Source organism: Bartonella sp. 220B (assembly GCF_026930205.1).
Classification (GTDB): Bacteria; Pseudomonadota; Alphaproteobacteria; order Rhizobiales; family Rhizobiaceae; genus Bartonella.
In genome coordinates this window covers 17,771-32,618 of the sequence record NZ_JANHOI010000010.1, presented here as the reverse complement: position 1 = coordinate 32,618, position 14,848 = coordinate 17,771, and the positions used below count along the sequence as shown (strand labels likewise).

16 protein-coding genes are annotated in these 14,848 nt (G+C 37.2%); 9 read left to right on the top strand and 7 right to left on the bottom strand.

Going from position 1 to position 14,848, the window contains the following annotated elements:
* Nucleotides 1-172 precede the first annotated feature (172 nt).
* Genes sfsA through radC form a run of 3 tightly spaced genes read left to right on the top strand, consistent with a single transcriptional unit; the run spans nt 173 to nt 2,524 of the window.
* Complete coding sequence (sfsA, locus tag NPX99_RS06885; RefSeq protein ID WP_269031140.1) at nt 173-889, top strand: DNA/RNA nuclease SfsA; 717 nt, start codon at nt 173-175, stop codon at nt 887-889.
* Nucleotides 882-1,712, top strand: a complete 831-nt coding sequence (gene map, locus NPX99_RS06880) for a type I methionyl aminopeptidase (RefSeq protein ID WP_269031139.1) — start codon at nt 882-884, stop codon at nt 1,710-1,712. The genes sfsA and map overlap by 8 nt, the downstream gene beginning before the upstream one ends.
* Nucleotides 1,713-1,729: 17 nt before the next feature.
* Nucleotides 1,730-2,524 (top strand): RadC family protein, encoded by a 795-nt coding sequence (radC, locus tag NPX99_RS06875; RefSeq protein WP_269031138.1) that lies wholly within the window; start codon nt 1,730-1,732, stop codon nt 2,522-2,524.
* 45 nt (nt 2,525-2,569) lie between these two features.
* On the opposite strand, the gene NPX99_RS06870 is transcribed toward radC, so the two are convergent.
* From NPX99_RS06870 to NPX99_RS06855, 4 genes are all read right to left on the bottom strand, one after another.
* Complete coding sequence (locus tag NPX99_RS06870; RefSeq protein WP_269031137.1) at nt 2,570-2,782, bottom strand: DUF3126 family protein; 213 nt, start codon at nt 2,780-2,782, stop codon at nt 2,570-2,572.
* A gap of 547 nt (nt 2,783-3,329) precedes the next feature.
* Nucleotides 3,330-4,103 (bottom strand): alpha/beta fold hydrolase, encoded by a 774-nt coding sequence (locus NPX99_RS06865; RefSeq protein WP_269031136.1) that lies wholly within the window; start codon nt 4,101-4,103, stop codon nt 3,330-3,332.
* Nucleotides 4,100-4,618, bottom strand: a complete 519-nt coding sequence (locus tag NPX99_RS06860) for a DUF192 domain-containing protein (RefSeq protein ID WP_269031135.1) — start codon at nt 4,616-4,618, stop codon at nt 4,100-4,102. The genes NPX99_RS06865 and NPX99_RS06860 overlap by 4 nt, the downstream gene beginning before the upstream one ends.
* Nucleotides 4,619-4,837: 219 nt before the next feature.
* Complete coding sequence (locus NPX99_RS06855) at nt 4,838-5,413, bottom strand: cold-shock protein (protein ID WP_269031134.1); 576 nt, start codon at nt 5,411-5,413, stop codon at nt 4,838-4,840.
* 339 nt (nt 5,414-5,752) lie between these two features.
* On the opposite strand from NPX99_RS06855, the gene NPX99_RS06850 reads away from it, so the two are divergent.
* The 5 genes from NPX99_RS06850 (at nt 5,753) to NPX99_RS06830 (ending at nt 10,616) form a co-directional block, all read left to right on the top strand.
* The gene (locus NPX99_RS06850; protein ID WP_269031133.1) at nt 5,753-6,886 is read left to right on the top strand and encodes an ABC transporter substrate-binding protein; all 1,134 of its coding nucleotides are present in this window, start codon (nt 5,753-5,755) and stop codon (nt 6,884-6,886) included.
* A gap of 119 nt (nt 6,887-7,005) precedes the next feature.
* Nucleotides 7,006-8,082 carry a branched-chain amino acid ABC transporter permease gene (locus NPX99_RS06845; RefSeq protein WP_269031132.1) on the top strand — a complete coding sequence of 359 codons (1,077 nt, stop codon included), beginning with the start codon at nt 7,006-7,008 and terminating at the stop codon, nt 8,080-8,082.
* On the top strand, nt 8,082-9,140 hold the full coding sequence (locus tag NPX99_RS06840; RefSeq protein WP_269031131.1) for a branched-chain amino acid ABC transporter permease: 1,059 nt from the start codon (nt 8,082-8,084) through the stop codon (nt 9,138-9,140). Before NPX99_RS06845 ends, NPX99_RS06840 begins: the two co-directional genes overlap by 1 nt.
* Complete coding sequence (locus tag NPX99_RS06835) at nt 9,137-9,919, top strand: ABC transporter ATP-binding protein (RefSeq protein WP_269031130.1); 783 nt, start codon at nt 9,137-9,139, stop codon at nt 9,917-9,919. The genes NPX99_RS06840 and NPX99_RS06835 overlap by 4 nt, the downstream gene beginning before the upstream one ends.
* Nucleotides 9,906-10,616, top strand: coding sequence for an ABC transporter ATP-binding protein (locus NPX99_RS06830; RefSeq protein WP_269031129.1), 711 nt, complete (start codon nt 9,906-9,908; stop codon nt 10,614-10,616). Before NPX99_RS06835 ends, NPX99_RS06830 begins: the two co-directional genes overlap by 14 nt.
* Before the next feature lie 108 nt (nt 10,617-10,724).
* Here NPX99_RS06830 and gatA read toward each other — a convergent pair whose 3' ends face one another.
* Together gatA and gatC are read right to left on the bottom strand one after the other, a co-directional pair.
* On the bottom strand, nt 10,725-12,209 hold the full coding sequence (gene gatA / locus NPX99_RS06825; RefSeq protein WP_269031128.1) for an Asp-tRNA(Asn)/Glu-tRNA(Gln) amidotransferase subunit GatA: 1,485 nt from the start codon (nt 12,207-12,209) through the stop codon (nt 10,725-10,727).
* A 30-nt stretch (nt 12,210-12,239) separates the two neighbouring features.
* Nucleotides 12,240-12,527, bottom strand: a complete 288-nt coding sequence (gene gatC, locus NPX99_RS06820; RefSeq protein ID WP_269031127.1) for an Asp-tRNA(Asn)/Glu-tRNA(Gln) amidotransferase subunit GatC — start codon at nt 12,525-12,527, stop codon at nt 12,240-12,242.
* A gap of 137 nt (nt 12,528-12,664) precedes the next feature.
* Here gatC and ruvX point away from each other — a divergent pair, with 137 nt between their 5' ends.
* Nucleotides 12,665-13,144 carry a Holliday junction resolvase RuvX gene (gene ruvX, locus NPX99_RS06815; protein ID WP_269031126.1) on the top strand — a complete coding sequence of 160 codons (480 nt, stop codon included), beginning with the start codon at nt 12,665-12,667 and terminating at the stop codon, nt 13,142-13,144.
* Here ruvX and NPX99_RS06810 read toward each other — a convergent pair.
* Nucleotides 13,129-14,757 carry an acyl-CoA dehydrogenase family protein gene (locus tag NPX99_RS06810; RefSeq protein ID WP_269031125.1) on the bottom strand — a complete coding sequence of 543 codons (1,629 nt, stop codon included), beginning with the start codon at nt 14,755-14,757 and terminating at the stop codon, nt 13,129-13,131. The two genes, ruvX and NPX99_RS06810, sit on opposite strands and share 16 nt — an antisense overlap.
* Nucleotides 14,758-14,848 lie beyond the last annotated feature (91 nt).

The window sequence follows — 14,848 nt, the reverse complement described above, 5'->3', positions numbered from 1 at the left end:
GTAAAGCAACAACTTTAAAAATTAATAACGGTTTATGAAGAAAAATAAACTTTGTCGCTTAGAGTAGTTAGGTAAATTTTTATGCATTTTAAATGCCTTATTGAAGCGTGTTCTAAAACTTATAAATAACAATCTGGTTGAATTATAAAAACATAAATTCTAAGAAAGGAATATGCTCTTTATTTCCAAACTTTTTCCTGCAAAACTTATCCGTCGTTATAAACGTTTTCTTGCCGATGTTAAGTGGAAAGGTCAAGATATCTTTACCGTTTCAGTTCCGAATACAGGATCGATGCTTGGCTTGACGAATCCTAATTCTAATATTTGGCTTTCATATAACAATAATTCCAAGCGAAAATACGCATATCAATTAGAAATTGTTGAAACAAATAATACTTTAGTTGGTATTAATACGATTTTATCCAACAAGCTTGCATTAGAAGCAATTCAAAAGGGTTTATTACCAGAATTGAATGGATACAAAACTATTTTGAAAGAACAATACTATGGTACGCAATCACGCATTGACTTTCTTCTGTGCGATGGCATCATCCCTGATTGTTATCTAGAAGTCAAAAATGTTCATTTTATTCGCCAAAAAGGATTAGCAGAATTTCCTGATACAGTGACAAAACGTGGTACACGGCATCTTGAAGAGCTTATAAAAGTTGTGCAACAGAAAAAACGAGCTGCTATGCTTTTTGTCATTCAACGGGAGGATTGCTCAACTTTTACAATCTGCCATGACCTTGACCCAACCTATGGACGTACATTTGATTTAGCGCTAAAATCTGGAGTAGAATTTTATGCTGTAAAATGTCACGTAAGTACAGAAGGTATTTTTCCGATTCATCGAGTAGAAATAGAAAATAGAAAAAGTAATGATTGACTATATTGAATATAATAAAATACCCCTAAATTTTAACGGACAAATTCGTATTTTTGATGATTACGCTTTTACTAAAATGCATGAAGTTGGTCGTATTGCTGCGGAATGTCTTGATTCACTTATAGATGTCATTAAACCTGGTGTAACGACACAAGAAATTGATGATTTTGTCTTTACTTTTGGAGCAACGCGAGGAGCCCTTCCTGCTGACTTGAATTATCACGGATACGGACATTCATGCTGTACATCCATCAATCACGTTGTTTGTCACGGTATCCCTAATAAAAGACCCTTACAAGAAGGTGACATTGTTAATGTTGATGTGACCTTTATTCTCGATGGATGGCATGGAGATTCAAGCCGTATGTACCCTGTTGGAAAAATTAGACGAGCTGCCGAGCGTCTCCTAAAAATAACCCATGAAAGTTTGATGAGGGGAATTTCTGTAGTTAAGCCGGGAGCAACCACTGGTGATATTGGTGCCGCCATTCAACAGTACGCAGAATCTGAACGCTGCTCGATTGTCAGAGATTTTTGCGGACATGGAATTGGCCAGCTATTTCATGACGCGCCCAATATTCTCCATTATGGAAATCCTGGAGAAGGAATAGAACTAAAACAAGGCATGATATTTACAATTGAGCCAATGATCAACCTCGGTAAACCACAGGTTAAAATTTTATCTGATGGTTGGACAGCTGTTACACGCGATCGATCTCTTACTGCACAGTATGAACATACAATTGGTGTAACAAATGAAGGATGTGAAATTTTTACGCAATCTCCTAAAAATATTTTTTATATTCCAAATTCATATGCCTAAATAAATGTAGAAATGTCATGGCTAAAAAAACAAATAAAAAGGAAGACATCCAGAGCAATCATTTTGCATTAACACCAAGTTCTTCGCTTAATCCAATACCAGAAATAAAAAATAAAAAAGCTCAGAAAAATTTACAAATACATAAACATTATCAAGGACATCGTGAACGTCTCCGTAAACGCTACTTAAAATCAAAAGGAAATGCGATTGAAGATTATGAATACCTTGAATTATTGCTTTTTCGCACTATCCCCCGAGCAAATACAAAACCAATAGCCAAGAGTTTGATCGCACGTTTTGGTTCATTAGCCGATGTATTGGGTGCTGATATTGATCGGCTTCAAGAAGTCGAAGGATGTGGTCCGGCAACTGCAACCGATTTAAAAATTATTTCAGATGTTGCTGGACGTCTTGCTCGTGCAGAATTATTTAAACGTGATATTTTTTCATCATGGGATAAAGTATTAGCTTATTGCAAAGCTGTCATGGCTCATGAAACACGTGAACAATTTCGTGTCTTATTTCTCGATAAAAAAAATGGTTTACTGGCTGATGAAGTGCAACAAACTGGAACCATCGATCATACTCCTGTTTATCCCCGTGAAGTAATCTGCCGAGCTTTGGAATTGTCCGCATCAGGACTTATCTTAGTGCACAACCACCCTTCTGGTGATGCCACGCCTTCTCAAGCAGATATAACTATGACACATAGAATAAAAGACGCAGCAAATGCATTAGGCATTATTGTTCATGACCACCTTATCATCGCACGAAACAAACATACGAGCTTTAAAGCATTAAGACTTATATGACTTTCATTTAAATAAAAAAGACTTCATTCAATGATTTGCAACGAATCAATTTTCTAAATCAATATCCAATATAGCCATTGAAAAATTGTATGATAGTTCATCCTCATCTTCATCTCGATAGATAACACCTAAAAACTCATCCCCAATATAAACTTCACAAGAATCATCCTTTTTAGGCCGTGCCTTCACTTGTAATGCTGAATTTTGGAATGTGTTTTTTAAATAATTATCAAGTTTTTTTATTTCATCAGCATTCACAATGCTCTCCTGTTTTTTGAGACTTTTAAATTAATGCCTAAACAGTTAAATAAGCTACTCTTAAAATTCTATAAAAATAATAAACAATCTTAGTTGCAATTTTTACTTATATTACCTATATTTGAAATAATATTATTTTGGTGTATTGACTGAGGGGTCTTTATTAAAGAATCCTACGGTCGTTAAATATATTCGTATAGTTTCAAAAATAAAAAATACAGTTAGAAAACCGCAATTTCTAAATAATTTTTATTTTATCCCCAATTTTGGCAGTTACACTTACAAGCATTTTTCGAACAAATATTGAAAATATATCTTTTACAACTGCTTTATTGATCAAAAGATTCTATTACATCATAAAAAATAATTTTCTTTAACTATTTTCAGAACACGCTTGTTAAAGCTATAAGAAAAAATCTCATTCTACACAAATACATAAAACAAACTAACAAAAATTTATTATTATTCCTTCATCTATCTTAATCTATCTTACCCAAAATAAAAAATATTGGGTAACTTTGCAAACTCCAAAAATTGCGAATAATTCTTATACGATAGGATAACGAGAAAGAAAATCGATAACGCCCTTTTTATAGACCTTATCTCCCACAGCAAGCATATGATCTCGATCTGGGATTGGCAATGCTTCACCACAGGGCAATAAAGCTGCTAATGGCTCTGCTTCACCACCAATTTCATCTAATGAACCAACAGCAACAAGTGCAGGCTGTTTTATTTTATAAATCTCAGATGCTGTTAACTCCTGCTTTGAGGTGATAATACAAGCAGCAAGAGCGCGCCTATCACTTTTAGTGTGGTCTGCAAATTTACGAAACATCAAAGCACGTGGATTAGTAATCGTGGAAAGCTCTTCTGCTAAAAGAGCCTCAGCGACAGGTTGCCAGTTTCCTGCTCCTGTCACCATACCAATCCCTAAACCACCAAAAATAACACTGTGCACATATGTTGGATACAAAAGAGCCATAAATGCGCTAATTCGAGCTCCCATAGAATATCCCATAATATGTGCTTTAGGTATTTCCAAATGCCGCAATAATTTCATGGCATCGCCTGCCATGGCTTGAGGTGTATAAAAGCAAGGATCATAACTTTTAACCGAATCCCCATGCCCGCGATTATCAAGAGCGATCACACGATATCCGGCTTCCGTAAGAGTACGAAACCAACCTGTTGCATACCAATTCACACGTGCGGAGGATGCAAAGCCATGAATCAATAAAATGGGTGTTCCCGTTCCCTCTTCTCGATAAGCAAATCGCAAACCATCATATTCGAAAAAACAAATATCCTCCGCTGTCATTTTATATGATCCTCACACTTTCCACAAATAGCGGGATGGAAAACACGCTGTCCCTTCTCTATTTGTTTTTCAGAAACTTCACCAGCATTAACCTCAATTGCAAAAGCAGCAGGAATTTTTGATGAAATAACATTTGTTGAAAATGGGATCGTTTTTTCAACAATCGACACAATAACCCCCTCAGCATTTAAAAAAATCATATCTAGAGGTAAAGGTGTATTTGCCATCCACAAAGAAAATTCTTGTTTATCCTCTAACGGATTATTTCCCTGCTGTTTAAAGAGCATTGCGCGATCACGTGGGAAATGAGTACGATACATTAAACCAGCCATTCCCTGAGACCGCGTAAAAGCAACCTCTACTTTGTAAGAGACCATCCCTTGCTTTGTTTGTATTTTTAAAGGAACTGGATCAACAGGGATCTCTATAGGTTTCTGTGCTACAGTCATACCCACTCCTAATGCGAAAAATAGCGACAATGTAACGATAATTCTTCTTCTAAAAAGCTTTAACATTTTTATCTCCACAGAAAACAATTCGCTAACTTTGTTTTACAAAATAAAAATACAAAGATTGACCTTCTTATCGCACTCAATGCAATATCTAAATCTATCTAAATTTGATTTATAGCTTCATAGATACAGATGCTCTTACTCATCTGATTTCATATTGCTTACGGATACCCATCTCACTTAAAAAAGAAAGAGAAACATATGACTTCACAGTAATGAAGTTTAATGTGTCGCAAATGGAGCCCCTATATCTGGGTAGATTTCCGCCGTCATCAAGCCTTTTTCTCCTTTACCAAAACGTACAAGAACAACTTGACCAGAACGAAGCTCTGCTAAACCAAAACGGCGCAAAGTTTCCATATGAATAAAGATATCTTCTGTGCCTTGCCCACGGCTAAGGAAACCAAACCCTTTATCGCGATTAAACCACTTAACAATTGCGCGCTCTAAGCCACTTTCCGGAGTAACAACAACATGCGTACGGGCTGGAATTTCTGATGGATGAATTGCTGAAGAGCAGTCTATGGATTTTACCTGAACGCATTTCAACCCTCGTTCAGTTTTTTCCACAGCACAAATAACTTTAGCGCCCTCCAAAGCCGTTTGAAAGCCATCCCTCCGCATTACCGTAACATGTAGTAATATATCGGGAAAATGAGGCAAATCAGGTACAATAAACCCATACCCCTTACTACCATCAAACCACTTAATGACACCACTGATTTCAATAATCTCACCACAAGCACCTATACTGTCCTCAGATAGGGAACAATCCTTTAATGCATCCTTAATCGTCATAATAAAACGTGATCCTGTAGTTCTAAATTGTACGACATTGATTCTCTACGTTTAAGTAAACATTGCTCTTGCCTCAACACGCAAGCCCCAAGATAAGATTTCCCCATATTGTCATACCTCCACTGTTAATATCAAAACGAATATTCGTAAAAGTGTTTGCTCGTACGCCTTACATATTTTACAAGAGATGTCTTACAATAAAGAGATAATATAAAAGATTTTTCATCAATGCTATTTTCATTCATGGGTAACTTGCATGTTTCATTCATGGGTAACTTGCATGATGAAGAACTTCAAGATAAGGTGCGAAAACCACAACTCAATTCAGGAAAGTGCACAATGTTATTAAAGAAAATCCTTACTACAGTTGCAGCTACCATGGCACTTGTAACAAATGTCTATGCGAATGAGCCTATCAAAATCGGTGTTTACCTTCCGTTAAGTGGTCAAAATGCATTTGGAGGTCAGCTCGAAATTAGAGGTATAGAATTGGCACATAAAAAGGTCCCAGAAATATTGGGACGTAAAGTAGAACTTATTATTATTGATAATAAATCTGATAAGGTGGAAGCAGCTAATGCTGTCATGCGTTTAACCGCAAGTGAAAAAGTGAGTGGAATCATTGGCACTTATGGCTCTTCACTTTCATTGGCTGGTGGAGAAATATCTGAAAAAGCAAAAACTCCAACCATTGCAACATCTTCAACAAATCCACTTGTTACACAAGGTAAAAAATATTACTTTCGCGCTTGTTTCATTGATTCCTACCAAGGCATCGGAATTGCAACTTATGTGCGTCAAACTTTACATGCAAAAAAAGCGGCTGTTCTCAAAGATATCTCAAGCGATTATGCAATTGGGCTTTCCAGTTATTTTACGCGTGCTTTCAAAAAACTAGGTGGTGAGGTTATCTCAAATTTAAACTACAATTCTGGAGATCAAGATTTTTCAGCTGTTCTTACACAGATTATAGCGCAAAAACCTGATATCTTATTTATTCCATCTTACTTTTCTGAAGGTGCTATTATTATGAAGCAAGCGCGCGAACTAGGTGCAAAGTTCAAAATTATGGGTGGGGATGCTATGGATAATCCAGAAACCATTACGATTGCAGGAGAAGCTGCAGAAGGTTTCTTACATACGACACTTCCCTATAGTGAAGACATGCCGAATATGTCAACAGCTGCACAAGAATTTACAACTGAATGGAGAGAAGCTTATCCTGATAAAGAACCAAATATCAATTCTGTTTTAGGATACACGAGTTATATGATGTTTATGAAAGCTATTGAAAATGCTGGTAGTGCTGATCGTGAAAAAATCACTCTAGAACTTAGCAAATTAAAAGATTTTCCAACACCTTTTGGTGATATGTCTATGGACGAAAATCATAATCCTAAGATTCCTATTGGTATAATTGAAATAAAGGGGGGAAAACGTGTCTATTTAGATGAAATCAAACCTGCTTTTTAAAAAATCAGCAATTTTTTTAGTTAAAATTCGAGAAATAGTTGAGGGTTTTTCCTCAATGAGAACTTGATGGTTTCTTGTTCTATATCCTGTATGAATGAACAAATGTGGAAGGATGAGAGATGAGCACTGAAATGTTCATCCAGTATTTTTTTAATGCACTGGCATTGGGATCTCTTTATGGACTTATCGCTATTGGTTATACTATGGTGTACGGTATATTGAGACTCATTAATTTTGCTCACGGTGATATTTTTATGCTGGGAGCATATTTCGTTTTCTTTTCCACAATTAGCTTTATGCCTGCTTGGGCTGCTATTCTCCTTCTTCTACTAGCAGTCCTTACTTATTATGCGGTGTTTATAGGATTCAAAAGGCGCCCTTCAACTTTTTGGAGTGGTGTTTTTTTAATCCTTGTTTTAGGGTTTATTTATTATTTTAAAATTGCCCCTCAAAACTTTACACCGATTTGGATATTGTCCTTGTGTTTTTCCATTTTTATCACAAGCGCGGTGGGTGTTACTGTTGATCAATTCGCTTATAGACCTCTACGCCATGCTCCTCGTATCTCAGTGCTTATCGGTGCAATAGGAGTTTCATTTTTTATTGAAAATCTCGCTACTGTACTCTTTAGTGGCGTCCCCAAAGGTGTGAAACAACCGGATTTCCTTGTAACACCATTTCTATGGCATTTAGAAGCAGGAGCAGGTGGAATCATTAGGATTGCTCCCATGTCTTTGATTGTTCCCATGGTTTCGTTTGTCCTCATTGTTTCTCTGTTATGGATTATCCATAAAACAAAACCTGGTCTTGCTATGCGTGCAATCTCACATGATATTGAAACCACGCGTTTGATGGGGGTTTCTGTCAATAAAGTCATTGCATTTACATTTGGCATAGGTTCAGCACTTGCTGCTATCGCGGGGATTATGTGGTCGTTACGCTATCCTCAAATTCATCCTTATATGGGTGTTCTTCCTGGACTTAAAGCCTTTATCGCTGCCGTTATTGGAGGCATTGGCTCTATTCCAGGAGCGATGTTGGGAGGATTATTATTAGGGTTTATTGAAATTATGATTATTGCATTCTTTCCCGCATTATCTGGATATCGAGATGCTTTTGCTTTTGTTTTATTGATTCTGATTTTATTAATAATGCCTACCGGATTAATGGGCAAAAAAAGTCAGGAGAAAATCTAATGGTAAAATCAGTAACAACTTTTCTATCCTGTATCAGTATTTTGATTCTTATTGGTTTTTTATTTTATGCTGATAACCATTTTAATGATTATACACTTCGTATCATCAATCTTATTGCTATTAATGCGATATTGGCCATTTCGCTTAATTTGATTTACGGTTTTACCGGTATGTTTTCTCTAGGGCATGCTGGATTCATGGCCATTGGTGCTTATGTATGTGCGATTTTACTTCTTTCCCCTGAACAAAAAGAAATGATGTGGATTCTTGACCCTATTGCTGAACCATTACATCATCTACAGTTTCCTTTTTTTATTGCCGTTGTTATCAGTGGTCTTTCTGCTGCAATTGTCGGTCTATTAATTGCTCTTCCTGTCTTACGTCTAGGTGGTGATTATCTTGGAATTGCAACATTGGGTTTTGCAGAAATTATTCGTATTGTTATTACGAATGCCTCATCTATAACAAATGGCTCTTTAGGAATTAAAGGAATCCCTCAAAATGCGACATTATGGTGGAACTATGGTTGGTTAGCCTTTACAGTTCTCTTTATTATCCTCTTACTACGAAGCAATACTGGTAACGTCTTACGTGCTATTCGTGATGATGAAATCGCTGCAAAAACAATGGGAGTTAACGCTTTTTTTTACCGGAGCTTTTCCTTTACTGTTGGTGCATTTTTTGCAGGTATAGGAGGAGCATTGATGGCTGCTCTTATTTCAACGATTGATCCAAAAATGTTTAATTTCCTATTAACATTTAATATTTTAATGATTGTTGTTGCTGGTGGACTTGGTTCAATTACAGGAAGCATTATTGGCAGTATTATTATTACCGTCATGCTTGAATGGCTTCGCATTATTGAAAGTCCTTTTGACTTAGGTTTTATACATATTCCAGAGACACCTGGGCTGCGTATGGTTGTTTTCTCTCTTTTATTGCTCGTCATTATTTTGTTTTGGAGAAAAGGGTTGTTGGGACAACATGAATTCTCATGGAATGGAATTTATAGCTTTTTAACACATAAGAAACTCTCTAATACTGAGGGAAAACTATGAACGACACCATTCTTTCTCTTAATAATATCGTAATGCGTTTTGGCGGCTTGGTTGCTGTCAATAATATTAATATGGCAATTAAACGAGGAACAATTACTGGATTAATTGGTCCGAATGGAGCAGGAAAAACAACCGTTTTTAATATGATTTCTGGGTTTTATGCTCCAACAAGTGGAACGATTCTTTTTGATGGTAAAAAAGTTTCTGGAGCTCCCCCTTATATTATCTGCAAGCGTCATATTGCACGAACATTTCAAAATATTCGCCTTTTTTCAGGATTAACAGTTTTGCAAAATGTTATGGTAGGAGCACATGTTCGACAAAAATATCCATGGTTTTCTTCCGCGTTGTTTTTTCCAAAAGCAATAAAAGAAAAAAGAGAAATTCGTAAAAATTCAATGGAGCTTCTTGAGCGACTACAGCTTGATCATCTTGCCAATCAATCAGCAATGACCCTGCCCTATGGTGTACAGCGACGCCTAGAAATTGCCCGTGCGTTAGCCACAAAGCCAAAACTGCTGCTTCTTGATGAACCCGCTGCTGGTATGAATCCACAGGAAAGCGAGGATCTTAGAAAATTCATAGCAAAAGTGCAGAAAGACTTTGATCTTACGATTCTCCTTATAGAACATGATATGAAAGTTGTTATGGGACTTTGCCAATATATTTTGGTAATGGAATATGGCTGTTGTATTGCCAATGGCACACCAGATGAAGTTCGTAACAACCCTAAAGTTATTGAAGCTTATCTTGGCGGAGATGTTTATGGATATTCTTAAAATCAAAAACCTTCACGTTCATTATGGTGCTATTAAAGCTATCCAGAACCTTTCTATGTCTATAAAAAAGGGAAGTATAGTAACTTTAATCGGCGCCAATGGAGCCGGAAAAAGTAGCATTGTGCGCTCTATTGCAGGACTTAATCGATCTGTTTGTGGAGAAATTACCTATAAAGGCGAATCAATTATTAAAAAATCACCAGAAAAAATTCTACGATTAGGAATTGCTCTAAGTCCTGAAGGGCGTCGCATCATGCCCCACCTTACTGTTTTAGAAAACCTACACCTAGGCGCTTATATTCGCCATGATAAGATAGGGATTGCTCGTGATATTGAATGGGTCTTTGATCTCTTTCCGCGTCTACGTGAAAGAGCAAAGCAACTAGGAGGTACAATGTCTGGTGGTGAGCAACAAATGCTTGCTGTGGGCCGTGCACTCATGAGTAATCCTGATATGGTAATCTTAGACGAGCCCTCCCTAGGTTTAGCCCCCCTCCTTGTAAAAGAACTTTTTTCGATTATCCAAAAAATTAATAATATGGGAAAAACCATTCTTCTTATTGAGCAAAATGCATTTGCTGCGCTTTCTATTGCTGACTATGCTTATATTCTCGAGGTCGGACATGTTCTATTTCATGGTGAAGGTAAAATGATGCTCTTTGATCCACGTGTTAAAGAAGCATATCTTGGCGGATGAAAACTGTACAGTCTTTAAAAACGAAGAGCATCCTTTTTAAAACCTCTCCTTGATTCAAAAAAATAACGCTTTTTGATAAAATTTCTTTCATAAACTCCTAAGAGCTCTTTATGACCACCATTTCTTTGCGCTAAACACGCCTGCTGCTTGTTCTATAATATGTGCTATCTGAAAAATCACTTCTTCAGCAAAAGGCTTACCAATCAATTGTAATCCAAGTGGTAAACCATTTGATGAGAGACCAGCAGGAACAGAAATGCCTGGTAAACCAGCCATATTAACAGGTACAGTAAAAATATCATTGAGATACATTGCTACAGTATCATTTTTTATTTTTTCATCAGCAATACTAAAAGCAGCGGTTGGTGTTGCCGGTGTGAGGATAGCATCAATACCAGAAGCAAAACATTGATCAAAGTCACGCTTTACCAATGTTCGCACTTTTTGAGCTCTTAAATAATAAGCATCATAATAACCTGATGAGAGAACATAAGTACCTATCAAAATACGACGTTTTACTTCATCACCAAAACCAGATGAACGGGTCTTTTCATACATTTCAATAACGTCTTTACCTGGTATACGAAGGCCAAAACGGACACCATCATAGCGTGCCAAATTAGAAGATGCTTCTGCAGGAGCAACAATATAGTAAGCAGGCAAAGCATATTTTGTATGGGGTAATGAAATATCGCTTATTTCAGCACCGGCTTCTTTTAAGCAACTTATTCCTTTTTGCCAAAGATCAATAATTTCAGAAGACATTCCTTCCATATAGTATTCTTTCGGAATACCAATTTTCATTCCTTTGATTGATTGACCAAGATAGCTTTCATAATCAGGAACTGGTAAATTAACAGAAGTGGAATCTTTTTCATCAAAAGAAGCCATAGATTTAAGCAAAATAGCACAATCGCGGACATCTCGCCCGATAGGGCCTGCTTGATCAAGCGATGAGGCAAAAGCGATAGTTCCCCACCGTGAACAACGCCCATAAGTTGGTTTAATTCCTACCGTTCCAGTGAATGCTGCTGGTTGACGTATTGAACCGCCTGTATCTGTCGCCGTTGCACCAGCACAAATCTGTGCTGCAACAGCAGCTGCAGAACCACCTGAAGAACCGCCCGGAACAAGTTTTTCATCGGAATGATTTTTCCTCCATGGACTAATAACCGGACCATAATATGACGTTTCATTGGACGATCCCATAGCAAACTCATCCATATTAAGTTTACCTAACATAACGGCTCCATCTTGCCATAAATTAGCGGTCACCGTTGATTCATAACGCGGTTTAAAACCATCAAGGATATGCGAACAAGCTTGAGTATGAACACCATACGTTGCAAAAAGATCTTTAATCCCCAACGGAATTCCTTCTAAAACTCTCCCCTGCCCTCTACCTAATCGGCTCTCTGATTCAGCAGCCATTTTTCTTGCTTGTTCTGCTGTTATTGCCACATAAGCGTTCAAAGTTGGATTAGCCAATTCAATCGCCTTTAAATAAGCTTCTGTTAATTCAGTTGCTTTAAACTCTTTTTTTATGAGAGCATCACGGGCTTGTGCAATTGTGAGAGTTGTTAAATCGGTCATATTGATTCTCAAGTTTTTAAAAGACAAAAATTACTCAACGACTTTTGAGACAAGAAAAAAATTTTCTTCCGTAACAGGTGCATTTGCTACGATATCTTCTGCTATATCCCCATCTGTGACACTATCCTCTCGCATTCGTAAAGCCATTGGTATCACGGATGTTAATGGTTCAACACCACTGATATCGACTTCACTCAATTGTTCTACAAAACCTAAAATGACATTGAGTTCTTTTGTCATACGTTCAGCTTCATCATCATGGACAGCAATACGCGCTAAATGTGCTACTCGCTTGACTGTTTCCTTATCAACAGACATACTGTGCCTTTCTGCTTCATTTATTTTATCTTATATTGGCTATACAAGGCTGTGTTTGTAAGCGCAAGAATATTGATAACACAAACAAAGAATATCAGTATAAACTTGAAAAGAAAAAGGCTTAAATTAGAAACCATATGGCTATTATTGATATAAATGAAGTTATGACACATCTTTTGCCTGGACAAACAATAGCAGGTTTAGATTTGGGCACAAAAACCATCGGAATTGCAATTTCTGATAGGGGGTTAACTTTTTCAAATCCACGTCCTGTATTTCAACGAAAAAAATTTATGGAAGACGCTCACACACTTATAAAAATTTTTGATCGTGAAAACGTGGGGGTTATTATCATTGGTCTGCCTCTTAACATGAATGGAAGCAGAGGCCCTCGTGCTCAAGCAACCAGAACTTTTGTAAGCAATATGGGAGCACATACACAAATTCCATTTGTTTTTTGGGACGAACGCTTATCAACAATCGCCGCAGAACGCTCTCTTCTCGAAATGGACGTCTCACGTGCTAAAAGAGCAACCCGAATTGATTCGGCTGCTGCCGCTTTCATATTGCAAGGTGCTCTCAACAGAATTAAAAACCTTCATCATATGGAAGGATAGAGAACATTTAACAAATGTCCTGCATTATATCGTGCAATGAGCATTCCATAAGATGATCTCCATTGTCCTCCAAGACGGCTTTCCATATAGGCATTTGCCACATGCTCTATATCTGTAGAACGTAATGAGGCAGCAGCTGCTGCATAGGCTACTTGTTCGACAAAAAATCTTCCTGCTCCCTCATTTGCCGTTGCCATCTCTACAGCAGATTTAATAATCTCCATTGCCCGTGGACCCGCTGGCCCAATATCAACAGCAATTTTTTCTAACAATTTCTGAAATAATCCCGGTGCTTTTTTAGCAATGAGAATTGCATCCTTTACCAATTGATTAGCAGAATTATTTCTCACAATCCGTGCAGGGGCATTACACAACATTTGTGATAATGGATTGCCCTCTATAAAGCTTTCAATACCAAGTTGTGCAATAATTTCGCCAATAATAGGTATAACTAATTGGCTTACGTGATAAGCAATAATAGGAGTCATAATCCGTGCAAAAGCTGCTTCAGAGCGATCATTTGCAGCATTGTCAAATGCACGTGCTAAACGTAAAACCAAGGCTTGTGCCGCAGCAATATCCAGTGCAATATCTGCAAAAATACGTTCTGTCAGTGGGGGCAAAGGTTGATCTGGCATTTTTTGCCGAAAGAAATCTATGCCAAATTGAAGTGCAGCTCGCAAAACACCTGCTGATACGATAGATTGATCAAAACGCATCATTGTTTCAATATCTTTAATGACTTTAAGCCCTTCTCCAACATTTCCCAAAAGCCAACCGTAACTCCCCTGAAAATCAACAACACCTTCTGGCGTTAAAGATTCTCCAGAACGCTGCATCAAATGACGAATTGATATAACACCATTTAATGTACCATTTTCTTGCATACGTGGAACTAAAAAGCAGCTTAAATGGCCATCTAATTCTGCACTAACAAGATATCCATCAACTATAGGATTAATAACATTGGTTTTTGAAATATTTAAACGATATAGATCACGCCCAACTTTTTCATCGAAAGAAATTTTCTTAACAGTTGGAAAATTAAAAGCGTGTTTTTCACGTTGTTCGACATCATCAAAAGCATAGGTCAGTGAAGCCGCTTTTTTGCTGTTAATCGGCTTGGATGATAAATCATATTGACGTGACAAAAGTACATTTTGCCATTTTTTGAAGAGCTCAACATCACTAATTAAAACTGCTATAGCGGCACTTGTTATAAGAACCTCATTTAAATGCCCTGTTTCTAAACTAGCCGATAAAGCCAAGCGAATAGCACGCGCTTGATAGCGTACCCCATTTTCTGAGGAGGTATTTTCCCAAAGTGAAGTAACCAAACCTGCTTGTCTAGAATATTGTTGAAGAGCTTGATAAGAGAAATGTATCTCTAATTTTTCTGTTGGCTTCCCCCACTCATCATTATAGCGCAAGACTGGTCGATAACGATTCGCTAAAGAGGCAAGTTCCCATGCTTCACGACTTGCTACAAAATCTCCTATTTCTTCAAAACTTGCTAATAAAAATTTAGGCAAAGTAGAAGCAACACGAAACATAAGCGTATCACTGAGAAACGCATTTTTTTTGCGGATATTTTGCGCAGACACAGCACTCATAGGCATATTCCTATTATTCAAATCATTCATATCATAGACTATTTGTCGTTTTGCAGTTAAAAAACATTTACTATATTCAAACAAAAATGCT

Bases quoted from the DNA above. Each gene is read 5' to 3' on its own strand.
- NPX99_RS06845 (WP_269031132.1), top strand. From the start codon at position 7,006: ATGAGCACTGAAATGTTCATCCAGTATTTTTTTAATGCACTGGCATTG.
- NPX99_RS06840 (WP_269031131.1), top strand. From the start codon at position 8,082: ATGGTAAAATCAGTAACAACTTTTCTATCCTGTATCAGTATTTTGATT.
- NPX99_RS06855 (WP_269031134.1), bottom strand. From the start codon at position 5,413: ATGACGATTAAGGATGCATTAAAGGATTGTTCCCTATCTGAGGACAGT.
- gatA (WP_269031128.1), bottom strand. From the start codon at position 12,209: ATGACCGATTTAACAACTCTCACAATTGCACAAGCCCGTGATGCTCTC.
- NPX99_RS06810 (WP_269031125.1), bottom strand. From the start codon at position 14,757: ATGAGTGCTGTGTCTGCGCAAAATATCCGCAAAAAAAATGCGTTTCTC.
- NPX99_RS06865 (WP_269031136.1), bottom strand. From the start codon at position 4,103: ATGACAGCGGAGGATATTTGTTTTTTCGAATATGATGGTTTGCGATTT.
- NPX99_RS06850 (WP_269031133.1), top strand. From the start codon at position 5,753: ATGTTATTAAAGAAAATCCTTACTACAGTTGCAGCTACCATGGCACTT.
- sfsA (WP_269031140.1), top strand. From the start codon at position 173: ATGCTCTTTATTTCCAAACTTTTTCCTGCAAAACTTATCCGTCGTTAT.
- gatC (WP_269031127.1), bottom strand. From the start codon at position 12,527: ATGTCTGTTGATAAGGAAACAGTCAAGCGAGTAGCACATTTAGCGCGT.
- NPX99_RS06835 (WP_269031130.1), top strand. From the start codon at position 9,137: ATGAACGACACCATTCTTTCTCTTAATAATATCGTAATGCGTTTTGGC.
- ruvX (WP_269031126.1), top strand. From the start codon at position 12,665: ATGGCTATTATTGATATAAATGAAGTTATGACACATCTTTTGCCTGGA.
- radC (WP_269031138.1), top strand. From the start codon at position 1,730: ATGGCTAAAAAAACAAATAAAAAGGAAGACATCCAGAGCAATCATTTT.
- NPX99_RS06830 (WP_269031129.1), top strand. From the start codon at position 9,906: ATGGATATTCTTAAAATCAAAAACCTTCACGTTCATTATGGTGCTATT.
- NPX99_RS06860 (WP_269031135.1), bottom strand. From the start codon at position 4,618: ATGTTAAAGCTTTTTAGAAGAAGAATTATCGTTACATTGTCGCTATTT.
- map (WP_269031139.1), top strand. From the start codon at position 882: ATGATTGACTATATTGAATATAATAAAATACCCCTAAATTTTAACGGA.